Genomic DNA, 21,157 nt, shown 5'->3' on the forward strand with positions numbered 1-21,157 from the left:
CTGTGGGAGCGGGCTTGCTCGCGAAGGCGGTGGTTCAGCCGGGTATGTATTGACTGACCCAGCGCTATCGCTGGCAAGCCAGCTCCTACAGTTTTTTGTGGCGCCCCAAAATTCTGCGCCCGACGCCACTCAACTGTGGGAGCGGGCTTGCTCGCGAAGGCGGTGGTTCAGTCGGGTATGTATTGACTGACCCAGCGCTATCGCTGGCAAGCCAGCTCCTACAGTTTTTGTGTCGCCCCAAAATTCTGCGCCCGACGCCACTCAACTGTGGGAGCGGGCTTGCTCGCGAAGGCGGTGGTTCAGCCGGGTATGTATTGACTGACCCAGCGCTATCGCTGGCAAGCCAGCTCCTACAGTTTTTGTGTCGCCCCAAAATTCTGCGCCCGCCGCTACTCACTTGTGGGAGCGGGCTTGCCCGCGATAGCGGTTCAGTCGGCAAACACCATCTCTCGCGTCTCACCCATCAAAAGCCCCTGGTTCTGCTCCGTCACCTCACGGATGTAATCCCACAACAACGTAATCCGTTTCAACTTGCGCAAATCCTCCCGGCAGTACATCCAGAACTGCCGCGTAATATTGATCTCCTCCCCCAACACCGGCAGCAGTCGCGAGTCCTGTGCCGCCAGGAAGCACGGCAAGATCGCCAGCGAACGCCCCTGCTGCGCCGCTACGTACTGCGCGATCACGCTGGTGCTGCGCAGGCTGGCGCTGGCGCCCGGGACGACATTGGCCAGGTACAGCAGCTCTGAGCTGAACGCCAGGTCATCCACATAGCTGATAAACGGATGGTCGGCCAGGTCGGCGGGGCGGCGGATGGGTGGGTGTTGGTCGAGGTAGTCCTGGGTCGCGTACAGCTGCAACTTGTAGTCGCACAGTTTGCAGCACACGTAGGGCCCGTGCTCCGGGCGCTCCAGGGCGATGACGATGTCGGCTTCGCGCTTGGACAGGCTGATGAAGTGGGGCAGGGGCAAGATATCCACCGAGATCGCCGGGTAGGTATCGACGAAGTGGCTCAGTTGCGGGGTGACGAAAAAGCTGCCGAAACCTTCGGTGCAACCCATGCGCACATGCCCCGACAGCGCCACGCCGGAGCCGGAGACTTGCTCGCAGGCCATGTGCAAGGTGCTTTCGATGGACTCGGCGTAACCCAGCAAACGCTGGCCTTCGTTGGTCAGGACGAAGCCGCTGGTCCGGGATTTCTCGAACAGCAGGGTGCCCAACGAGCCTTCCAGCGAGTTGATGCGCCGCGACACGGTGGTGTAGTCCACCGCCAGGCGCTTGGCGGCGACGCTGGCCTTGCGGGTGCGCGCCACTTCGAGGAAAAACTTCAGGTCATCCCAGTTCAGCGACCCTAAGGAGGTGATGTTTTTTTGCATGTTGGACCGGCTTTTATGTGGGTTCTTATTGGAAGTTTGCACATCTATACTCCAAAAATCGTCCGAACGCCTCATCCTCAAGGCGCTTCACGCCTTGGCTCTCTGCATAACTACAAGATCTGGAGACCACAATGAACGCATCGCTTACGTCTGCCGATACCACCGTGAAACAGGCCAAACTGTTGATCAACGGTGAATGGGTCGAGTCCAAGACCACCGAGTGGCAAGACATCGTCAACCCGGCGACCCAACAAGTCCTGGCCCGTGTGCCCTTCGCCACGGCCGATGAAGTCAACGCGGCCATCGACGCTGCCCATCGCGCCTTCCAGACCTGGAAGCTGACGCCGATCGGCGCGCGCATGCGCATCATGCTCAAGCTGCAGGCGCTGATCCGCGAGCACTCCAAGCGCATTGCCGTCGTCCTCAGTGCCGAGCAAGGCAAGACCATTGCCGATGCCGAGGGCGATATTTTCCGTGGCCTGGAAGTGGTCGAGCACGCCTGTTCCATCGGCACCCTGCAAATGGGCGAGTTCGCCGAGAACGTTGCCGGTGGCGTCGATACCTACACCCTGCGCCAACCCATCGGCGTCTGCGCCGGCATCACCCCGTTCAACTTCCCGGCGATGATCCCGCTGTGGATGTTCCCGATGGCCATCGCCTGCGGTAACACCTTCGTGCTCAAGCCTTCGGAACAGGATCCGCTGTCGACCCTGATGCTGGTGGAGCTGGCGCTGGAGGCTGGCGTGCCAGCGGGCGTGCTGAACGTGGTCCACGGTGGCAAGGATGTGGTGGATGCCCTGTGCACCCACAAAGATATCAAGGCCGTGTCCTTCGTTGGCTCGACCGCCGTTGGCACCCACGTCTACGACCTGGCGGGCAAGCACGGCAAGCGCGTGCAGTCGATGATGGGCGCGAAGAACCATGCGGTGGTGCTGCCCGATGCCAACCGCGAACAGACCCTCAACGCGCTGGTTGGCGCCGGTTTCGGGGCGGCTGGCCAGCGCTGCATGGCCACCTCGGTGGTGGTGCTGGTGGGCGCGGCCAAGCAGTGGCTGCCGGACCTCAAGGCCCTGGCGCTGAAGCTTAAAGTCAACGCCGGCAGCGAAGCCGGGACCGACGTGGGCCCGGTGATTTCCAAGCGCGCCAAGGCACGCATTCTCGACCTGATCGCAAGCGGCGTGAAAGAAGGCGCCAAGCTGGAGCTGGACGGCCGCGACATCCAGGTGCCGGGCTTCGAGCAAGGCAACTTCGTCGGCCCGACCCTGTTCTCGGGCGTGACCACCGACATGCAGATCTACACCCAGGAAATCTTCGGCCCGGTGCTGGTGGTGCTGGAAGTCGATACCCTCGACGAAGCCATCGCCCTGGTCAACGCCAACCCGTTTGGCAACGGCACCGGCCTGTTCACCCAGAGCGGTGCGGCGGCGCGCAAGTTCCAGAGCGAAATCGACGTCGGCCAGGTGGGCATCAACATCCCGATCCCAGTGCCAGTGCCGATCTTCAGCTTCACCGGTTCCCGTGGCTCGAAACTCGGCGACCTGGGCCCGTACGGCAAGCAAGTGGTGCAGTTCTACACCCAGACCAAAACCGTCACCAGCCGCTGGTTCGACGACGACAGCGTCAATGATGGCGTCAACACCACCATCAACCTGCGTTGATCAAGGAGACGACCATGAAGATTGCATTTATCGGCCTGGGCAACATGGGCGCCCCCATGGCCCGCAACCTGATCAAGGCTGGCCACGCGCTGAACCTGTTCGACCTGAACCAGACCGCGCTCAAGGAGCTGGCCGAATTGGGCGGCACCATCAGCGCCTCACCGCGCGCGGCAGCAGAAGGCGCCGAACTGGTGTTGACCATGCTGCCCGCTGCCGCCCATGTGCGCAGCGTCTGGCTGAACGAAGACGGCGTGCTCGCCGGCATCGGCAAAGGCGTGCCCGCGGTAGATTGCAGCACCATCGACCCGCAGACCGCGCGTGACGTGGCGGCTGCGGCAGCCAAGCACGGTGTGGCGATGGCTGATGCGCCGGTCTCTGGCGGCACGGGCGGGGCGCAGGCCGGGACGCTGACGTTTATGGTCGGCGCCACCCCGGAACTGTTCGCCACCCTGCAACCGGTGCTGGCGCAGATGGGCCGCAACATCGTGCATTGCGGTGAAGTCGGCACCGGGCAGATCGCCAAGATCTGCAACAACCTGCTGCTGGGGATCAGCATGGTCGGCGTCAGCGAGGCCATGGCCCTGGGCGATGCGCTGGGCATCGACACCCAGGTGCTGGCCGGCATCATCAACAGCTCCACCGGGCGTTGCTGGAGTTCGGACACCTACAACCCATGGCCGGGCGTGATCGAGACCGCGCCGTCGTCCCGGGGCTATACCGGTGGATTTGGCGCTGATCTGATGCTCAAGGACCTGGGCCTGGCGACCGAAGCAGCACGCCAGGCGCACCAGCCAGTGATCCTGGGGGCGGTCGCGCAGCAGTTGTATCAAGCCATGAGCCAGCGTGGGGAAGGAGGCAAGGACTTCTCGGCGATCATCAACAGCTATCGCAAGCCTCAATAGGGGATTTTCCGGGAGCCCGCGTCGGGTGGGCTCCCGGGTTTTTCGTGCTCAGGCAAACACGAAGTACTTACGCACTGTCTCGACCACTTCCCACGTGCCCTTCATGCCGGGCTCCACCACAAAGATATCCCCCGCGCGCAAATGGATCGGCTCCAGGCCGTCCGGGGTGATCACGCAGTAGCCTTCCTGGAAATGGCAGTATTCCCACTTCACGTATTCCACGTACCACTTGCCCGGGGTGCAGATCCAGGTGCCCATGATCTTGCTGCCGTCTTCGCTGGTGTAGGCGTTGAGGTTGACGGTGTGCGGGTCGCCCTCGAGTTTCTGCCATTTGCAGGCATCCAGGACCGGCAGGGGATGGGTATCGCGCAGTACGGTGATCGGCTGGGACATGATGGCTCCAAGGCAGGGAAGTGAAGCCCAACCCTATAGCCCCGGGCCGGATGCCAGTGGTCTGAACTCGACACTGGGATGCCCAGAAGCGCATTGGCATACGATCTTAAAACCTACGCCGACCCTGTGGGAGCGGGCTTGCCCGCGATGGCGGTGTGTCAGGTGCCGCATTTTTCACTGGTCCACTGCCATCGCGGGCAAGCCCGCTCCCACATTTGATCTGGGGTGGCTGATGGATCCATTCACTAATCAGACGATTCTTCGCAGTAACTACGAAAGAAATCAGCCTTTGCGCTGGAATTCGCAAGAATATTTACCGCTGGCCCTCGTATCATTCACTTTAGAAACAACCGAGAGCCTCGTATGAATCCAATAAAAACGTGGTGGGATATCAGCCCGCCCTTGAGCACCGCCACCCCGACCTGGCCGGGCGATACGCCCTTCCAGGAAGAACGCGTCTGGCAGTTCGGCCCCGAATGCCCGGTGAACGTCGGGCGCATCACCCTGTCGCCCCACACCGGCGCCCATGTCGATGCGCCGTTGCACTACAGCGCCGACGGTGCGCCCATCGGCGAAGTGTCGCTGGATGTTTACCTGGGCCCGTGCCGGGTCCTGTATTGCCTGGGCAGCGGCGCGCTGGTGCAGCCCGAGCAGTTGCAAGGTCGCCTGGATAACCTGCCGGAACGGGTGCTGCTGCGCACTTATCAACAGGCGCCGCTGACCACCTGGGATTCGAACTTCACCGCCGTCGCCCACGAAACCGTCGAGCTGCTGGCCAGCCTCGGCGTGCGCCTGATCGGCATCGACACGCCGTCCCTGGACCCGCAACAGTCCAAGACCATGGATGCCCACAACGCCGTCGCCCGGCATGGCATGGCGATTCTCGAAGGTATTGTGCTCGACGACGTGCCGGAGGGCGATTACGAGTTGATCGCGCTGCCGCTGCGTTTTGCCAACCTCGATGCCAGCCCGGTACGAGCAATCCTGCGCCCGCTCAAGGAGCCCACGCGATGAGCCAGTGTCCTTTTTCCCCTGATTACCAGCCGCCTGAAGAGTGGCATAACGCCGAGCTGAATTTTTCCGAGTCCATGAGCTACGGCGATTACCTGGACCTGGGCAAAGTGCTCACGGCCCAGCACCCGCTGTCGCCGGACCACAACGAGATGCTGTTCATCATCCAGCACCAGACCTCCGAGTTGTGGATGAAGCTGATGCTCCACGAACTCAAGGCCGCCCGTGAGCACGTGCGCCTGGGTGAGCTGGCGCCGGCGTTCAAGATGCTGGCGCGGGTGTCGCGGATTTTCGACCAACTGGTGCATGCCTGGGCCGTGCTGGCGACCATGACGCCATCGGAGTACAAGGCGATCCGCCCGTACCTGGGGCAGTCGTCGGGTTTCCAGTCGTTCCAGTACCGGGAAATCGAGTTCATCCTTGGCAATAAAAGCGCGGCGCTGTTGCGGCCCCACGCCCATCGCCCGGAGTTGCTCAAGGAGCTGCAAGTGGCGATTGCCACGCCGTCGCTGTATGACGAGGCGATCAACCTGATGATCAAGGCGGGCCTGGCGATTGACCCGCAGCGTGCGCAACGCGACCCGACGGCGCCCACGGTTCACGACGAATCCGTGGAGGCGGCATGGCGCGAGGTGTATCGCGATCCGAACCGTTACTGGGACTTGTATCAGTTGGCCGAGAAGTTTATCGACCTGGAAGACTCGTTCCGCCAATGGCGTTTCCGCCATGTGACCACGGTGGAGCGGATCATCGGCTTCCAGCCGGGCACCGGTGGCACTGAGGGCGTGGGGTACTTGCGCAAGATGCTCGATACGGTGCTGTTCCCCGAGCTGTGGCGGGTGCGCTCGACGCTCTGATTGAAACCCAACAAAAAGCCCCGGCACTCATTGAGTACCGGGGCTTTTTGTTGGCAATGCATTCCTATTGTGACCCTGTTCATGTGGGAGCCGGGCCCTAATGCCCGTCAGTCAAGCGCAGATCCCCTGTAGGAGCGGGCTTGCCCGCGATGCAGGCGGCGCGGTCATTCAGTTAGACCGAGTCGATGCCATCGCAGGCAAGCCAGCTCCTACACAGGTTATTGTGCGACGGCGACGGCCTTGGCCTTCTTCGAACGCAGCCAGTACGCCGCAAAGAGAATCCCCACCCACACCGGCATCGCATACACCGAGGGGCGCATGTCCGGGATGGCCAGCATCACGCCAACGATCACCAGCATGAACGCCAGGCACAGGTAGTTGCTGAACGGGAACCAGAAGGTCTTGAACGACGGCACCACGCCTTGCTCGCCCATGGCCTTGCGGAACTTGATGTGCGTCAGGCTGATCAGCGCCCAGTTGATCATCAGCGAAGCAACCACCAGGGCAAACAACAGTACCAGTGCATCCTTGGGTGCCACGTAGTTGATCACCACGCACAGCAACGTCACCAAGGCCGAAATGCCCAGGGCGCGCAACGGTACGCCTTGTTTGTTGAGCTTCATCAGCGCCTTGGGCGCGTCGCCTTGCTCGGCCAGGCCGAACAGCATGCGGCTGTTGCAGTACACGCCGCTGTTGTACACCGACAGTGCGGCGGTCAGCACCACGAAGTTGAGGATGTGCGCGGCGGTGTCGTTACCGATCAACGAGAAGATCTGCACGAACGGGCTGGCACTGTAGGCATCGCCGGACGCGCCGAGGGTTTGCAGCAGTTGATCCCATGGGTACAACGACAGCAGCACGGTCAGGGCGCCGACGTAGAAAATCAGGATCCGGTACACCACCTGGTTGATCGCCTTGGGGATCACCTTGCGCGGCTCGCTGGCTTCGGCAGCCGTAATACCCACCAGCTCCAGGCCGCCGAACGAGAACATGATGAACGCCATCGCCATCAGCAGGCCCATGCCGCCGTTGGGGAAGAAGCCGCCGTGGTCCCACAGGTTGCTGATCGAGGCCTGCGGGCCGCCGGTACCGCTGAACAGCAGGTAGCAGCCGAGCACGATCATGCCGATGATCGCCACTACCTTGATGATCGCGAACCAGAACTCGGTCTCACCGAAGAACTTCACGTTCAGGGTGTTGATCAGGTTCACGGCGATAAAGAACACCACCGCGCTGACCCAGGTCGGTATTTCCGGCCACCAGAACTGGATGTACTTGCCCACCGCCGTTAATTCGGCCATGCCCACCAGCACATACAGCACCCAGTAGTTCCAGCCGGCGAGGAAGCCTGCATAGCCGCCCCAGTACTTGTGGGCGAAGTGGCTGAAGGAGCCGGCGACCGGTTCCTCGACGATCATCTCGCCCAGCTGGCGCATGATCAGGAACGCGATAAACCCGGCTATCGCATAGCCCAGGATCATCGACGGCCCCGCCGACTTCAGCACCCCGGCCGAACCGAGGAACAAGCCCGTACCAATCGCCCCGCCCAGGGCAATCAGCTGAATATGCCGGTTTTTCAGGCCACGCTTGAGGCCCACCGGGTTAACCATGTCATCCGCCATTAACATTCCCTTCTACTTGTTTTTTTCAGGGTTGATCCTGCACGCCAGACCCGCCCCTCACTGCTGAGGGGTCAGATATTACTCTCGGTAAACTTTTCGTAATACAGCTGAACGCCATCAAGTGCCTGTTCTTGCAGCCACTTCTTGATCGATTCGACCATTGGAGGGGGGCCGCAGACGTACATATCGGCCGATCTATCCCGCAATTCGGCCAGGTCGAAATGCTCGGTCAAATAGCCGCGCTTGCCAGGCCACTGCGGCGATGGGTCGCTGAGCACTTCGGTGTAGCGAAAACCGCGCAAGGTTTGGGCATACGCCTTGATGCGCTCGGCCTCGCACAAATCCTCGGCCCCGCGCACCCCGTAATACAGGTGCACCGGTTGCTCGCAGCCGCGCTCGGCTAATTCATCGAGCATCCCCAAGAGTGCCGACAACCCGGTGCCGCCGGCCACCAGCACCAGTGGCTGGGTGACGTGCCGCAGATAAAACGCACCCAGCGGTGCTTCCAGGGTGATTTCATCGCCGACCTGGCAGCGCTCGCGTATGTAATTGCTCATCACCCCGTCCGGCAGCAAGCGGATCAAAAACTGCAAGCGGTTGCCCGGGCGGTTGGCGAAGGAGTAGGAGCGCTGGTGCTCGGTGCCGGGGATCGACAGGCGCGCATATTGCCCCGGCAGAAAGTCCAGGGCCTGCTCCAGTTGCACCGCCAGAATCGCGGTGCTGGCCGACACCTGTTGCACCTCGCAGACCCTGGCGCTGACCTGCACCGGCCCTGGCGCATTGCACAGGCTCGAATCGAAATCGAAGTAAAACGCCGCATCCGATTGGACTCGGGTCTGGCAACTGAGCATCTTGCGCTGTTGCAGGTCGAGGCTGGACAAGGCCTCGTCATCCACATAATCCTGGCTGTAGTCGCCGGACTCGCAACGCCCCTGGCAGGTGCCGCACACGCCTTCGCGGCAATCGAGGGGGATCTTGATGCCACTGCGCAATGCTGCATCCAGCAGGATTTCGTTGCTGCCCACCGCAAAGAACAAGGTCTTGCCATCGGCAAAACTGAAGGCCACTTTGTGATTCATCCACCGTTCTCCATGGATTGGGTAATACCTGTAGGCGCGAGCTTGCTCGCGAAAAACGTTAACGATGGCGCGGGCATCCTGAATGCACGCGCAGCCCTTGGTTTTTTCGCGAGCAAGCTCGCTCCTACAGTTGAAGGGAGGGCGTCAACGTCAGAGGTGGTAGAAATCCAGCACCGAGTTGATCGTGTCATTGAGCAGCAGCGCATGCTTGCGCGTGATCAGCCAGCTGTCGCCGTGGGGCTTGAGGGTGTAGGTGGCGTGACCATAGAACTGCTCCGACATCGCCAGCCGATAAAACAGCGTGTGCCAGTTCAACCGCACCTGCAGGCAGCCATCAGCCTGCTCGGCGATCCGCACGTTATTGATCAGGTGCAAGGTGCGCGGCATTGGCGTGGCGGATGCGGCCTTGCCGGTGCGCAGGCGGAACACCCGGTCTTCCAGGCCCGAACGGTTGGCGTAGTAGATCAGCGACATCTCGCGCTTGGGATCGCGGGTGTAGACGTGCTCCGAGTCCCACTGCGGCAGGTGGAACTCACTCTGCGGGTCGAACAACTGCACGTAGGCGTCCCAGTCCTGGGCGTCGCACAGCTCGGATTTGCGGTAGAAAAACTGCTCGATCTGATACTGCAATTGCGCGCTCATCATTTCACCTCGTGCAGTTTCAACGATTGTGCGTCCAGACCGTCCAGCAGGAAGGTCTGCCAGTTGCGGTGCTGGTTGACGTACAGCCCTTCGTGGGTGAATTCGGTACCGGTCATGGCCGGTTGGATGCCGATGGCTTCGCTGTTGGGCGTCGGCCCGGTTTCCCAGCGATGGCTGCCCCGGGAGATATCGCTCCAGCGTTCCAGGCGGCCCTGGAAGCCGCGCTGGGCTTCGCGAAATTCCACCAGGTCATCCGGGGTGCCCATGCCGGACACGTTGAAGAAGTCTTCAAACTGGCGGATGCGGTTTTCGCGGTCGGCGTCGGACTCGTGCTTGACCCCCAGGCACTGGCTGATGATCTCGGTCTTGTTCCACGCCACCGGGCGGATGATGCGCAGTTGCGAGCTGATCTGGTCGAGAAAGAACAGGCTCGGGTAGACGTTCAGGTTGCGCAGGCGGTGCATCATCCACTCGGCCTTTTGCTGGCCGTGTTCTGCCACCAGGCGCGGCATGATGGTGGCGTAGCCGGAGCGCACGCTGGGGTTGGGCATGTCGCTGAACAACACGCTGTGGCCGTTGTTGAAGGCAAACCAGCCGTCATCGGTATTGGCATCGCCGGCGCCGAGTTTGCTGTAGTCCAGGGTGCTGCCGCAGGCGCTGCCGTTCTCTGTGTTGACCTGCTGGCGATGCTGCACCGTGGCCACGTAGTTATAGTGCACGGTGCTGACGTGGTAGCCGTCCAGGCCGTTTTCGTTCTGCAGCTTCCAGTTGCCGTCGTAGGTGTAGGCCGACTTGCCGGGCAGCACTTCCAGCTCACCGGTGGCGGACTGCGCGACCATCATGTCGAAGAACACTTTGGAATCGCCGAGGAAGTCTTGCAGGCTGTCGGTGCCAGTCACATCGAGGCTGATAAACACAAAGCCCTTGTAGCTCTCGATGCGCGCCTTCTTCAGGCCGCGGGTGGCCTTGTCGAAACCCTCCGGGTATTCCCCCGGCGCCTTGACCTTCACCAGGCGCCCGTCGCTCTTGTAGCACCAGGCGTGGAACGGGCAGGTGAAGGTCGACTGGTTGCCCTTGCCGACACGGGTCAGGGTGGTGCCGCGGTGCTGGCAGGCGTTGATCAGGGCGTTGAGCTGGCCTTCGCCGTCGCGGGTGATGATCATCGGCTGGCGCCCGGCGCGCATGGTTACGAAGTCGTGGTTATTGGCCAGTTCGCTTTCGTGGCAGGCGTAGATCCAGTTCTTTTCGAAGATCAGTTCCATCTCCAGGTCGAACAGCTCGGGCTCGGTGAACATGTCCCGGGCGATGCGGAACACACCCTCGGCCGGACGAAAATCCAGGCAGCTTTCGATAAACGTTTTCCACTGCTCGACGCTTCTTGCACCACTCATGGGAGGCACCTTTTATTGGGTAGCTAATCGGTGGTTCATTAGAGGCGGGCAGGGGGGCGGCCAGCTATCCGCTTAATGGGGGAAGATGGGCCGCATAGTTGGGGAGCAAGTACCCACTCAGGTGCAACGGCGCCGGGGAATGCGCTACTGTCTGGCCAGGCAATTGTCGCAAAAGCCGGCTTCTTATCCACATAGTCGACGCTCGCTATCCACCCAGTGGACAAGTGCCCGACGTGGCGCAGAACTTGCCTTGATCCACCGGACGCGCCGTCAGAGCGCGCTGGCCACAACCGCCGTGAGTGCACCCTGATGAGTAGCCATACACGCGATATCCGTATTGAACGTTTCGACCTTGAAGGCGCCCGCAGCTGGATGTCCGGCATCTGCGGGCCCCATCGGCTGGAAACCGCCACCCCGGAGCGCCTGCGCTTCCACCACAGTGCCAATGTGTTCAAGTCCCGCGCCACCACGCTTGGGGTGATTGAGTACGGCACTGACGTGACCATCGATATCGAAGACGCCGAGCACTTTCGCAGCTACAGCCTGAGCCTGCCGCTGGTGGGCGAGCAGGAGTTGAGCAAGGGAGGCCAGCGCCTGAGCTCCAACCGCGACCAGGGTGTGATCATCTCGCCCAATGAACACCAGGTGCTGGCGATCTCCGGCGACTGCCGCAAGCTGCAAGTGGTAATCACCCGCGCGGCGATGAGCGAAACCCTGGAGGGCCTGTTGCAGCGCCCGATTGATGCGCCGCTGCGCTTTGAGTCGGTGATGGATGCGGTGCAGGGTGCACCGGCGGCGTGGTGGCGCATGGCGCGGCACTTTATCGCTGAGCTGGAGCACAGCAGCGAGCTATACGACCAGGCCGCGTTTACCCGCGACCTGGAAAGCTCGCTGATCAAGGGCCTGATCCTGGCCCAGCCGAACAACTACTCCGAAGAGCTGCGCGACGTGCTGGGGGTCAAGCTGCCTCACTACCTGGTCCGCGCTCGCCAATACATCCACGACAACGCCCGCGAAGCGCTGCACCTGGAAGACCTGGAGGCGGCCACCGGGGTGTCGCGGTTCAAGCTGTTCGATGCGTTTCGCAAATACTTCGCGCTGTCACCCATGGCCTACTTGAAGAAGTACCGCCTGAGCGCGGTGCGCCAGGAAATTCTCGAGCATGGCGCCACCCGCACCATCTCTGAAATCGCCCTGGGCTGGGGCTTTACCCACCTGGGAAGATTCTCGGCGGAGTACCGCAAGCTGTTCGACGAATCCCCCAGCCAGACGCTGCAGCGTAACGACGCCCGACGCATGCGCGGTGCCTGAACACACTACAGATCAAAATGTAGGAGCTGGCTTGCCTGCGATAGCGGTAGGGCAGTCAAAGAATCTGGTGACTGATCCACCGCTATCGCAGGCAAGCCAGCTCCCACAGGGTATTAGTGGTGGCTGGGCTGTTTCAGATCAGCTCTTCCACCAATTGCAGGCAATGACCCAGCCCCGGCGACTGATCATTGATCCGCCGGCTGAGAATGATCGGCGAGGTCGCTGTAACCTCGACAATCGGCGTGTAGCCGATATCCGCCCGGTGCAGCATCTGCACCGACGCCGGCACCAGCGTCACCCCCATGCCCGCCCCGACCAGGCCAATGGCGGTCTGCAACTCGTTGGTCCATTGCGCGACCTTGATCGCCAGGCCGTGGGTGTCGAACAGTGCGATCACATGGTCGGCGTAGCTGGGGCGTGGGTTGCCGGGGTAGAGCACCAACGGCTCGGCGGCCAGTTGCGCGAGGGTCACCGGTGCGCCCAGCAGCGCATGCCCGGCCGGCAACACCGCCACCAGCCGATCCTCGACCAACACGCGCTGGACGATGGCCGGGTCATCAATGCGAATCCGCCCGAAGCCCACGTCGATACGCCCGGCCTTGAGCGCTTCGACCTGTTGCAGGGTGGTCATCTCCGACAGCCCCAGCTCCAGTTCCAGCGCGTCATGGCTGCGCAGGCGGCGAATCAGCTCCGGCAACACGCCGTACAGGGTCGAGGGGGCAAAACCGATGCCCAGCCAGGTCTTCTGCCCCAGGCCGATGCGCCGGGTGTTGTCGCAGGTCTTGGCCAATTGCTCCAGCAGCACATTGGCGTGCTCATAGAAGTACCGCCCGGCTTCGGTCAGCCGCAGCGGGCGGCCACGCTCCAGCAGGACCACGCCCAGTTCGTCTTCCAATTGCTGGATCTGCCGACTCAACGGCGGCTGGGCGATGTGCAGGCGTTCGGCGGCGCGGGTGAAGTTCAGGGTTTCCCCCAGCACCTGGAAGTAACGCAGGTGGCGCAGTTCCATACGGGTTCCTCTCATACCTTGAGGGTATTGTTCGAGACCAATTCTATATTGGAAGCCAGCAACAATGGGCGACAGAATCGGGCAAGACCTATAAAGAACCCAACGGGTATTGCCATGCCGATTTGCGCCATCGAGTCGATCGAGACCATCATCGTCGATCTCCCCACCATCCGCCCGCACAAGCTGGCGATGCACACCATGCAAAACCAGACCCTGGTGATCATCCGCGTGCGGTGCGCCGACGGCATCGAAGGGATCGGCGAGTCCACCACCATCGGTGGCCTGAGCTACGGCAACGAAAGCCCCGACAGCATCAAGGTCAATATCGACCAACACTTCGCGCCGCTGTTGATCGGCCAGGATGCCAGCAACATCAACGCCGCCATGTTGCGCCTGGAGCGCAGCATCCGTGGTAACACCTTTGCCAAGTCCGGCATCGAAAGCGCCTTGCTCGATGCCCTCGGCAAGCGCCTGAACCTGCCGGTCAGCGAGCTGCTCGGCGGCCGCGTGCGCGATGCCTTGCCGGTGGCCTGGACGTTGGCCAGCGGCAATACGCAAAAAGACATCGAGGAGGCCGAGAAGATGCTCGACCTGCGCCGCCACCGCATCTTCAAGTTGAAGATCGGCGCCGGTGAAGTCAGCCAGGACCTGGCCCATGTGGTCGCGATCAAAAAAGCCCTGGGCGAGCGTGCCAGCGTGCGCGTCGACGTCAACCAGGCCTGGGACGAAGCCGTGGCCCTGCGCGCCTGCAAGGTGCTGGGCGATAACGGTATCGACCTGATCGAACAGCCCATCTCGCGCAATAACCGTGGAGGCATGGCCCGGCTCAACCTCTCGAGCCCGGCGCCGATCATGGCCGACGAGTCCATTGAATGTGTCGAAGATGCCTTCAACCTGGCCCGCGAAGGTGCGGCCTCGGTGTTCGCCCTGAAGATCGCGAAAAACGGCGGCCCGCGCGCAGTATTGCGCACGGCGGCGATTGCCGAGGCGGCGGGTATCGGCCTGTATGGCGGCACCATGCTTGAAGGCGGTATTGGCACCCTGGCCTCGGCCCACGCGTTTCTCACCCTCAATAAACTGGCGTGGGACACCGAGCTGTTCGGGCCACTGCTGCTGACCGAGGACATCCTCAGCGAGCCGTTGGTGTATCGCGATTTCCACCTGCATGTCTCGACCGCCCCGGGCCTGGGCCTGGCCATCGATGAGGAACGCCTGGCGTTCTTCCGTCGCGACAAACATTAAGAGGACGCCTGCGATGTTGTTTCACGTAAAAATGACCGTAAACCTGCCCGTGGACATGAACCCCGAGCGTGCGGCGGCCCTCAAGGCCGACGAAAAAGCCCTGGCCCAACGCCTGCAAGCGCAGGGCAAATGGCGCCACCTGTGGCGCATCGCCGGGCTGTACGCCAACTACAGCGTGTTCGATGTCGACAGCGTGCAGGAACTGCATGACCTGCTGATGCAACTGCCGCTCTATCCCTACATGGCCATCGAAGTGAATGCCCTGTGCCGGCATCCGTCGTCGATCCATGAGGATGATCGCTGAGTCTGTCTAGCCACCTAATAATTACAAGATGAGGATTGCACCATGTCCATTCGACTGTCCCAGACTGCCCACGCCCAACGCTTCCTCGAAGAAGCCAGCGGCAACCTCAATGACGCCGGCAACCCACGGGCCAAGGCGCTGATCTACCGGATCCTGCGCGATACGGTAAATATCATCGAAGACCTGGAAGTGACCCCGCAAGAGTTCTGGAAGGCGGTCAACTACCTCAACGAACTGGGCAAGAACCAGGAAGCCGGGCTGCTGGCCGCGGGCCTGGGCCTGGAGCATTACCTGGACCTGTTGATGGACGCCGCCGACGAGCAAGCCGGCAAATCCGGCGGCACCCCGCGCACCATCGAAGGGCCGCTGTACGTGGCGGGTGCGCCGCTGTCCAAATACGAAGCACGCCTGGACGATGGCCTGGATGCGGCCGTGCCGCTGTTTATGCGCGGGCAAGTGCGCGATATCAACGGCAAGCCGTTGGCCGGGGCGATTGTGGATGTGTGGCAGGCCAACACCGGCGGTACTTACTCCTGGTTCGACCCATCGCAATCGGAATTCAACCTGCGTCGCCGGATCGAGACCGATGCCCAGGGCAATTATCGTTTCCGTAGCATCGTGCCGTCTGGCTACGGCTGCCCACCGACCGGCCCGACCCAGCAGTTGCTCGATCAACTGGGGCGCCACGGCCAGCGGCCGGCGCATATCCACTTCTTCATCTCGGCACCGGGGCATCGGCACCTGACCACGCAGATCAACCTGTCGGATGATCCGTATCTGCATGATGACTTTGCCTACGCGACCCGGGATGAGCTGATTGCCGAAATTCGCTTCAGCGAAGACCCGCAGCTGGCGCGGGAGTTTGGCGTGGAGGGCAAGTTTGCGCAGATTGATTTCGACTTCGAGTTGCAGCCGGCGGCCGCGCCCGTGGAGCAAACACGCATGCAACGCGTACGCGCCCTCGAAGACTGAATGCAGTAAACAATGTGGGAGCAGGCTTTTGTGGGAGCTGGCTTGCCTGCGATGGTGTCGCCTCGGTATTGCAGATAAACCGAGGTGTCTGTATCGCGGGCAAGCCCGGCTCCCACAAAAGCTAGCTCCCACAGGTGATCAGCGGTGTGTTGGTTATTTGCGTACAACCAGGTCCAGCACCTCATCCCGGTCCTTGATCTTCTGCAACACGATCTCCGAGCGGATATCCATCACCCCCGCCGTGCGGTTCAGGTGGTTCACGATAAAGTCCGAGAAGTGCTTGAGGTTGCGCGCCTGCACCCGCAGCACATAGTTACTGGCGCCGGTGATCACGTAGGCACTGGCCACTTCCGGCCAGCCTTGGACCTTCTTGATAAACGTCTCGTGCCAGTCCTCCACATCCTGGCGTAACGACAGGTGGACGATGGCTTCCAGCTCGATCCCCAACTGCTCGGCATTGAGCACCGCGCGATAACCGCTGATCACCCCCTCACTTTCCAGCAGGCGCAAGCGGCGCAGGCAGGCGGACGGCGACAGGGCGACTTTCTCCGCCAGTTCCTGGTTGCTGATACGGCCATCCTGTTGCAGGAAATGCAGGAGGCGCAGGTCGGTGGCGTCGAGAATCATGCTTAGAATTAATCCGCGTATTTGGAGGTTAAATTCGAATTTCCTACAGCTTATTAAGCCAGTTGTAGCGCACTTTGCACGAAAATTCTGCAAATCTTCGTTCATTATTTGGTCCATCGTCACCTATAAAAACAGGACTTTTCATGACCAGCCGAAATCATTGCCAGACCCTCGACGCCCAAGACCCGCTGGCGCCACTGCGCCATCAATTTGCGCTGCCGGAAGGGGTGATCTACCTCGATGGCAACTCACTCGGCGCACGCCCGGTGGCGGCGCTTGCGCGGGCACAAGCGGTGATTGCCGAGGAGTGGGGCAATGGTTTGATCCGCAGCTGGAACAGTGCCGGCTGGGCCGACCTGTCCCAGCGCCTGGGCAACCGCCTGGCGCCGCTGATCGGCGCGGGCGAGGCCGAAGTGGTGATTACCGATACCACTTCAATCAACCTGTTCAAGGTGCTCAGCGCCGCCCTGAGCGTGCAGCGCCAACGCCAGCCGCAGCGCAAGGTGATTGTCAGCGAAGCAAGCAACTTCCCCACTGACCTGTACATTGCCGAAGGCCTGGCGGCACTGCTGCAACAGGGCTACAGCCTGCGCCTGGTGAACAGCCCGGACGAACTGCCGGCGGCCATCGACCAGGACACCGCCGTGGTGATGATCACCCACGTCAACTACAAGACCGGCTACATGCACGACATGCAGGCGCTGACCGCCCTGAGCCACGAGTGCGGCGCGCTGGCGATCTGGGACCTGGCGCACTCGGCGGGCGCGGTGCCGATTGACCTGCACCAGGCCGGCGCCGACTACGCCATTGGCTGCACCTACAAATACCTCAACGGCGGCCCGGGTTCCCAGGCGTTTGTCTGGGTCAACCCGGCGCTGGTCGAGTTGGTGACGCAGCCGTTGTCGGGCTGGTTCGGCCATAGCCGCCAGTTCGCCATGGAGTCCAACTACGTGGCCGGCAAAGGTATCACCCGCTACCTGTGCGGCACCCAGCCGATCACCTCGCTGGCGATGGTCGAGTGCGGCCTGGATATCTTCGCCCAGACCGACATGGCCAGCCTGCGCCGCAAATCCCTGGCGCTGACCGACCTGTTTATCGAACTGGTGCAAAGCCGCTGCGCGGCCCATGACCTGACGTTGATCACCCCGCTCGAGCACGCCAGGCGCGGCAGTCATGTGAGCTTTGAACACCCTGAAGGCTACGCCATCGTCCAGGCGCTGATCGCCCGTGGGGTGATCGGTGACTACCGTGAGCCGAAGATCATGCGCTTTGGTTTTACCCCGCTGTACACCAGCTTTACCGAGGTGTGGGATGCGGTAGAAATCCTTGGCGAAATCCTCGATGAAAAAACCTGGGACCAGCCACAATTCAAGGTGCGCCACAGCGTCACCTGAAAACACCACAAAACCCTTGTAGGAGCTGGCTTGCCAGCGATGAAATCGCCTCGGTCGCACTGACCTACCGAGGTGTCTGCATCGCAGGCAAGCCAGCTCCCACAGGTGCTTGGCCAGCAGTAACAATCACAATAATAAAAGGGGCACGCACGTGACCACGCCAGACAACGGCTTTGCAGCAATCACCAACCGCGAACTGGGCCTGCGGCGCCAGCTCACTTCCGGGCAGATGAGCATGATCGCCATCGGTGGCGCCATCGGTACCGGGCTGTTCATGGGCAGTGCCTACGCCATCGGCTATGCCGGGCCCAGCGTGCTGGTCAGCTACGCCATCGGTGCGTTGATCACCTTGTTGTTGATGGGCTGCCTGGCGGAAATGACGGTGGCCCATTCCACCTCCGGCTCTTTTGGCGCCTACGCCGAGTTCTACATCAGCCCCCTGGCCGGTTTTTTGGTGCGCTATGCCTACTGGGCGGCGATTGTGCTGGCGGTGGGCGCCGAGGTCACGGCGGTGGCGATGTACATGAAGTACTGGTTCGCCAACGTGCCGGAATGGGTGTGGATCGTCTCCTTCTCCAGTGTGCTGATCGTGCTCAACGCCATCAGCGTCAAGACCTTCGGCAACTTCGAATACTGGTTCTCGACGATCAAGATCAGCGCGATTGTCGGCTTCATCATCCTCGCGGTGTATGTGGTGTTTGGCTCCGGCAACCCGGATTACGGGGTGCAGAACTACACGGCCCATGGCGGGTTTTTCCCCAATGGCCTGAGTGGCATGTGGATCGCGGTGATCGTGTCGATTTTCAGCTACCTGAGCGTGGAGATGATCGCGGTGGCGGCGGGCGAAGCGGCCGACCCTGAGCAGGCGGTGAAAAAAGCCTTCCGCGCGACGATTGTGCGGCTGGTGGTGTTCTACCTGCTGACCCTGGCGCTGATGCTGGCCATCGTGCCCTGGAACCAGTCCGGGCAGAGCCAGAGCCCGTTTGTCACGGTGATGCAGACCATTGGCATTCCCGGCGCTACCGGGGTGATGAACTTTGTGATCCTGATTGCCGCGCTGTCGGCCATGAACAGCCAGCTCTACATCACCACGCGCATGATGTTCAGCCTGTCGCGCGCCGGCTTCGCGCCAAAATCCATGGGCGCCCTGAGCAAGAACGGGATCCCGCTCAATGCGCTGTTGCTGTCCAGTTCGGGCATCGCCCTGGCGACCCTGCTCAACGTGGTGTACCCGGAAAGTTCCTTCACCTTGATGATGGCCATCTCGATGTTTGGCGCGATCTTCACCTGGTTCATGATCTTCCTCACGCACCTGTTCTTCCGCCGCTATCGCAAGCGCCACGGCGGGCCGAAGTTGTCGTTCCAACTGCGGCTGTTTCCCTACAGCACGCTGCTGGGGCTGGTGCTGATGGGCGCGGTGATGATCACCACGTTCTTCACCGAAGCGTTCAAGATGACCCTGGTGTTTGGCGTGCCGTTCCTGTTGATTCTCTCGGCGGTGTATTACGTGTTTTTCCGCAAAGGCACGGACAAGGCATCGAGCAAGGCCCTGGCGTAACCCGGTAACTGCTCGAACGAGCGCGCGCACAACAGCAGTTTGCGACAGGCCCAGTCCTCCGTCAGGGGCTGGGCCTGGAATGGCCGCGCGCGGGGCCAGCGCTGCAACGCGGCCAGCGGCACAATTCCCAGGCCCGCGCCACGGGCGACCATGCGCATCACCCCATCAAAACCATCGGCCCGCACCCGGGTCTGCAAGCGAAAGCCTGCGTGCAGGGCCTGTTCCTCCAGGTACACCGCCAGCGCGCTGTCGGCGGCCAGGCCCACGTAGTCGTAGGGCAGGCTGTCGATAAAACTCAGCGCGCCGGCCGTCAGCGCGTGACCCGTCGGCAGGATCAACACCAACGGGTCATCGCGAAACGGCCGGGTCTGCAAGCCATGGGTGTCCACCGCATCGGAAATAATCCCCAGGTCCGCCGCGCCCTGGCGCAGGGCGTGGGTGATGCGCAGGCTGGGCAGCTCTTGCAGGTCGATATCGAGGTTGGGGTGGGCGCAGAGAAAATCCGCCAGCAACTCCGGCAGGTATTCGCTGAGGGCGGTGGTGTTGCACAGCAGGCGCACCTGGCCTTTGACGCCGTTGGCGTATTCCGCCAGCTCCTGTTGCAGGCGTTCGGCCTGTTGCAACAGCAGGCGCGCGTGCCGGGCCAGGGCGTTACCGGCGGCAGTCGGGGTCACGCCACGGCGGCCGCGCTGCAGGAACTCGACGCCCAGTGAGGCCTCCATTGCGCGGATGCGCGCACTGGCGGCGGCCAGGGACAAGTGGCTGCGGGCGGCGCCGGCGGTGATGTTGCCGGTGTCGAGGATGTGCAGGTAGAGGCGCAGGTCGGTCAGGTCAAAGTGCATGGCTGGGGTTCTCGGGTGCCTGGACGGGCCTTATCGCAGGCAAGCCAGCTCCCACATTTGGAAGGGTGAACACATTCAGAATGTGGGAGCTGGCTTGCCTGCGATAGCGGTCTGAGCCTCACGCAAAACAAGAGGCTGCCTCAGTATATGGCGAATTTCCAACCCCAAGGCAAACCCGCAAACTCCCCCCATGACTACCTTCCTCGCGTTCTACCAAAACCTGGGTTCAGCCCTGACTCTGCTGGTGATCGGCACCTTCCTGCTGGCCGGTGCCGTCAAGGGCGTGATCGGCCTGGGCCTGCCCACCGTCGCCATGGGCCTGCTTGGCCTGGCTATGTTGCCGGCGCAGGCTGCGGCTTTGTTGATCATCCCTTCGACGATTACCAACCTCTGGCAGCTGAGCTTCGGGGGGCACCTGGGCGCATTGAGCAAACGCCTGTGGCCCATGCTGCTGCTGGTTTTCTTGGGAACCGGGCTCGGTTCGCTGTGGCTGGGCATGGACGGTGGCCCCTGGGTGGTGCGGGCCTTGGGCGGGGCGTTGCTGGTGTATGCGCTGTGCGGGCTGTTGCTGCCGACGTTCCGTGTGCCTGCCCGCACCGAGCGCTGGCTGGGCCCGCTGTGTGGGCTGCTGACGGGGATCATCACCTCGGCCACCGGCGTCTTCGTGATCCCGGCCGTGCCCTACCTGCAAGCACTGGGCTTGAGCCGTGACCAACTGGTGCAGGCGCTGGGCCTGTCCTTCAGCGTGTCGACCCTGGCCCTGGCAGGCGGTCTGTTCTGGCGCGGCAACCTCGGGGCCGGCGAACTCAATGCTTCGTTGCTGGCGCTGGTGCCGGCGCTGCTGGGCATGTGGCTGGGGCAAAAGCTGCGCCAGCGCATCAGCGCTGTGCTGTTCAAGCGCGTGTTCTTTATAGGCATGGCAGCCCTGGGCGGGCACCTACTGATAGGCGGCTGACGCAACAATCAA

20 protein-coding genes and 1 pseudogene are annotated in these 21,157 nt (G+C 62.0%); 12 read left to right on the forward strand and 9 right to left on the reverse strand.

The features are described from left to right. Positions 1-428: 428 nt before the first annotated feature. The gene (locus tag HBO11_RS27145; RefSeq protein WP_169955141.1) at positions 429-1,376 is read right to left on the reverse strand and encodes a LysR family transcriptional regulator; all 948 of its coding nucleotides are present in this window, start codon (positions 1,374-1,376) and stop codon (positions 429-431) included. A gap of 131 nt (positions 1,377-1,507) precedes the next feature. On the opposite strand from HBO11_RS27145, the gene HBO11_RS27150 reads away from it, so the two are divergent. Then, positions 1,508-3,034 (forward strand): CoA-acylating methylmalonate-semialdehyde dehydrogenase, encoded by a 1,527-nt coding sequence (locus HBO11_RS27150; RefSeq protein ID WP_170043672.1) that lies wholly within the window; start codon positions 1,508-1,510, stop codon positions 3,032-3,034. Positions 3,035-3,048: 14 nt separating this feature from the next. Next, the gene (gene mmsB, locus HBO11_RS27155) at positions 3,049-3,936 is read left to right on the forward strand and encodes a 3-hydroxyisobutyrate dehydrogenase (RefSeq protein ID WP_169955139.1); all 888 of its coding nucleotides are present in this window, start codon (positions 3,049-3,051) and stop codon (positions 3,934-3,936) included. Between the two features lie 48 nt (positions 3,937-3,984). On the opposite strand, the gene HBO11_RS27160 is transcribed toward mmsB, so the two are convergent. Further along, on the reverse strand, positions 3,985-4,329 hold the full coding sequence (locus HBO11_RS27160; protein ID WP_076962673.1) for a cupin domain-containing protein: 345 nt from the start codon (positions 4,327-4,329) through the stop codon (positions 3,985-3,987). Between the two features lie 363 nt (positions 4,330-4,692). Here HBO11_RS27160 and kynB point away from each other — a divergent pair, with 363 nt between their 5' ends. Next, positions 4,693-5,343, forward strand: coding sequence for an arylformamidase (gene kynB / locus HBO11_RS27165; protein ID WP_169955138.1), 651 nt, complete (start codon positions 4,693-4,695; stop codon positions 5,341-5,343). Then, on the forward strand, positions 5,340-6,197 hold the full coding sequence (gene kynA, locus HBO11_RS27170; protein ID WP_032862811.1) for a tryptophan 2,3-dioxygenase: 858 nt from the start codon (positions 5,340-5,342) through the stop codon (positions 6,195-6,197). The genes kynB and kynA overlap by 4 nt, the downstream gene beginning before the upstream one ends. A gap of 218 nt (positions 6,198-6,415) precedes the next feature. Here the strand turns inward: kynA and HBO11_RS27175 are convergent, their stop codons facing one another. Together HBO11_RS27175 and antC are read right to left on the reverse strand one after the other, a co-directional pair. Then, complete coding sequence (locus tag HBO11_RS27175) at positions 6,416-7,819, reverse strand: amino acid permease (RefSeq protein ID WP_169955137.1); 1,404 nt, start codon at positions 7,817-7,819, stop codon at positions 6,416-6,418. A gap of 71 nt (positions 7,820-7,890) precedes the next feature. Then, positions 7,891-8,898 carry an anthranilate 1,2-dioxygenase electron transfer component AntC gene (antC, locus tag HBO11_RS27180; RefSeq protein WP_099169834.1) on the reverse strand — a complete coding sequence of 336 codons (1,008 nt, stop codon included), beginning with the start codon at positions 8,896-8,898 and terminating at the stop codon, positions 7,891-7,893. Positions 8,899-8,910: 12 nt separating this feature from the next. Between antC and HBO11_RS28750 the strand changes: the two are divergent. Beyond that, positions 8,911-9,030 (forward strand): annotated as a pseudogene (locus HBO11_RS28750) (outer membrane lipoprotein carrier protein LolA); the annotation flags it as partial. 18 nt (positions 9,031-9,048) lie between these two features. On the opposite strand, the gene antB reads toward HBO11_RS28750, so the two are convergent. Continuing rightward, positions 9,049-9,540, reverse strand: coding sequence for an anthranilate 1,2-dioxygenase small subunit (gene antB, locus HBO11_RS27185; RefSeq protein WP_169955136.1), 492 nt, complete (start codon positions 9,538-9,540; stop codon positions 9,049-9,051). Further along, positions 9,540-10,931 carry an anthranilate 1,2-dioxygenase large subunit gene (gene antA, locus HBO11_RS27190; RefSeq protein ID WP_169955135.1) on the reverse strand — a complete coding sequence of 464 codons (1,392 nt, stop codon included), beginning with the start codon at positions 10,929-10,931 and terminating at the stop codon, positions 9,540-9,542. Before antA ends, antB begins: the two co-directional genes overlap by 1 nt. A 309-nt stretch (positions 10,932-11,240) precedes the next feature. On the opposite strand from antA, the gene HBO11_RS27195 reads away from it, so the two are divergent. Beyond that, positions 11,241-12,242: a helix-turn-helix domain-containing protein gene (locus HBO11_RS27195; protein ID WP_169955134.1), complete on the forward strand. Its 1,002-nt coding sequence runs from the start codon at positions 11,241-11,243 to the stop codon at positions 12,240-12,242. A gap of 133 nt (positions 12,243-12,375) precedes the next feature. Here the strand turns inward: HBO11_RS27195 and HBO11_RS27200 are convergent, their stop codons facing one another. Further along, the gene (locus tag HBO11_RS27200; RefSeq protein ID WP_169955133.1) at positions 12,376-13,251 is read right to left on the reverse strand and encodes a LysR family transcriptional regulator; all 876 of its coding nucleotides are present in this window, start codon (positions 13,249-13,251) and stop codon (positions 12,376-12,378) included. 114 nt (positions 13,252-13,365) lie between these two features. Here HBO11_RS27200 and HBO11_RS27205 point away from each other — a divergent pair, with 114 nt between their 5' ends. The 3 genes from HBO11_RS27205 to catA are packed head-to-tail and all read left to right on the forward strand — an operon-like array spanning position 13,366 to position 15,769. Next, entirely contained in the window at positions 13,366-14,493 is a 1,128-nt protein-coding gene (locus HBO11_RS27205) for a muconate cycloisomerase family protein (RefSeq protein WP_169955132.1), read from the forward strand. A 13-nt stretch (positions 14,494-14,506) separates the two neighbouring features. Further along, positions 14,507-14,797: a muconolactone Delta-isomerase gene (gene catC / locus HBO11_RS27210; protein WP_029299901.1), complete on the forward strand. Its 291-nt coding sequence runs from the start codon at positions 14,507-14,509 to the stop codon at positions 14,795-14,797. 42 nt (positions 14,798-14,839) lie between these two features. After that, positions 14,840-15,769: a catechol 1,2-dioxygenase gene (gene catA, locus HBO11_RS27215; RefSeq protein WP_169955131.1), complete on the forward strand. Its 930-nt coding sequence runs from the start codon at positions 14,840-14,842 to the stop codon at positions 15,767-15,769. Positions 15,770-15,922: 153 nt separating this feature from the next. On the opposite strand, the gene HBO11_RS27220 is transcribed toward catA, so the two are convergent. Continuing rightward, complete coding sequence (locus tag HBO11_RS27220; protein ID WP_017531067.1) at positions 15,923-16,396, reverse strand: Lrp/AsnC family transcriptional regulator; 474 nt, start codon at positions 16,394-16,396, stop codon at positions 15,923-15,925. Positions 16,397-16,539: 143 nt separating this feature from the next. On the opposite strand from HBO11_RS27220, the gene kynU reads away from it, so the two are divergent. After that, positions 16,540-17,790, forward strand: coding sequence for a kynureninase (gene kynU, locus HBO11_RS27225; protein WP_169955130.1), 1,251 nt, complete (start codon positions 16,540-16,542; stop codon positions 17,788-17,790). A gap of 151 nt (positions 17,791-17,941) precedes the next feature. Then, positions 17,942-19,348 (forward strand): amino acid permease, encoded by a 1,407-nt coding sequence (locus HBO11_RS27230; protein WP_169955129.1) that lies wholly within the window; start codon positions 17,942-17,944, stop codon positions 19,346-19,348. Here HBO11_RS27230 and HBO11_RS27235 read toward each other — a convergent pair. Then, positions 19,294-20,190: a LysR substrate-binding domain-containing protein gene (locus tag HBO11_RS27235; RefSeq protein WP_169955128.1), complete on the reverse strand. Its 897-nt coding sequence runs from the start codon at positions 20,188-20,190 to the stop codon at positions 19,294-19,296. The two genes, HBO11_RS27230 and HBO11_RS27235, sit on opposite strands and share 55 nt — an antisense overlap. 190 nt (positions 20,191-20,380) lie before the next feature. Between HBO11_RS27235 and HBO11_RS27240 the strand changes: the two genes are divergently transcribed. Next, entirely contained in the window at positions 20,381-21,145 is a 765-nt protein-coding gene (locus HBO11_RS27240) for a sulfite exporter TauE/SafE family protein (RefSeq protein WP_169955127.1), read from the forward strand. Positions 21,146-21,157 lie beyond the last annotated feature (12 nt).

The sequence above is a fragment of the Pseudomonas sp. WS 5010 genome (assembly GCF_012985565.1).
Taxonomy (GTDB): Bacteria; Pseudomonadota; Gammaproteobacteria; order Pseudomonadales; family Pseudomonadaceae; genus Aquipseudomonas.

Excerpts from the sequence above, each read along its gene's own strand:
- HBO11_RS27145 (WP_169955141.1), bottom strand. The coding sequence starts at position 1,376 with ATGCAAAAAAACATCACCTCCTTAGGGTCGCTGAACTGGGATGACCTG.
- HBO11_RS27150 (WP_170043672.1), top strand. The coding sequence starts at position 1,508 with ATGAACGCATCGCTTACGTCTGCCGATACCACCGTGAAACAGGCCAAA.
- mmsB (WP_169955139.1), top strand. The coding sequence starts at position 3,049 with ATGAAGATTGCATTTATCGGCCTGGGCAACATGGGCGCCCCCATGGCC.
- HBO11_RS27160 (WP_076962673.1), bottom strand. The coding sequence starts at position 4,329 with ATGTCCCAGCCGATCACCGTACTGCGCGATACCCATCCCCTGCCGGTC.
- kynB (WP_169955138.1), top strand. The coding sequence starts at position 4,693 with ATGAATCCAATAAAAACGTGGTGGGATATCAGCCCGCCCTTGAGCACC.
- kynA (WP_032862811.1), top strand. The coding sequence starts at position 5,340 with ATGAGCCAGTGTCCTTTTTCCCCTGATTACCAGCCGCCTGAAGAGTGG.
- HBO11_RS27175 (WP_169955137.1), bottom strand. The coding sequence starts at position 7,819 with ATGGCGGATGACATGGTTAACCCGGTGGGCCTCAAGCGTGGCCTGAAA.
- antC (WP_099169834.1), bottom strand. The coding sequence starts at position 8,898 with ATGAATCACAAAGTGGCCTTCAGTTTTGCCGATGGCAAGACCTTGTTC.
- antB (WP_169955136.1), bottom strand. The coding sequence starts at position 9,540 with ATGAGCGCGCAATTGCAGTATCAGATCGAGCAGTTTTTCTACCGCAAA.
- antA (WP_169955135.1), bottom strand. The coding sequence starts at position 10,931 with ATGAGTGGTGCAAGAAGCGTCGAGCAGTGGAAAACGTTTATCGAAAGC.
- HBO11_RS27195 (WP_169955134.1), top strand. The coding sequence starts at position 11,241 with ATGAGTAGCCATACACGCGATATCCGTATTGAACGTTTCGACCTTGAA.
- HBO11_RS27200 (WP_169955133.1), bottom strand. The coding sequence starts at position 13,251 with ATGGAACTGCGCCACCTGCGTTACTTCCAGGTGCTGGGGGAAACCCTG.
- HBO11_RS27205 (WP_169955132.1), top strand. The coding sequence starts at position 13,366 with ATGCCGATTTGCGCCATCGAGTCGATCGAGACCATCATCGTCGATCTC.
- catC (WP_029299901.1), top strand. The coding sequence starts at position 14,507 with ATGTTGTTTCACGTAAAAATGACCGTAAACCTGCCCGTGGACATGAAC.
- catA (WP_169955131.1), top strand. The coding sequence starts at position 14,840 with ATGTCCATTCGACTGTCCCAGACTGCCCACGCCCAACGCTTCCTCGAA.
- HBO11_RS27220 (WP_017531067.1), bottom strand. The coding sequence starts at position 16,396 with ATGATTCTCGACGCCACCGACCTGCGCCTCCTGCATTTCCTGCAACAG.
- kynU (WP_169955130.1), top strand. The coding sequence starts at position 16,540 with ATGACCAGCCGAAATCATTGCCAGACCCTCGACGCCCAAGACCCGCTG.
- HBO11_RS27235 (WP_169955128.1), bottom strand. The coding sequence starts at position 20,190 with ATGCACTTTGACCTGACCGACCTGCGCCTCTACCTGCACATCCTCGAC.
- HBO11_RS27240 (WP_169955127.1), top strand. The coding sequence starts at position 20,381 with ATGACTACCTTCCTCGCGTTCTACCAAAACCTGGGTTCAGCCCTGACT.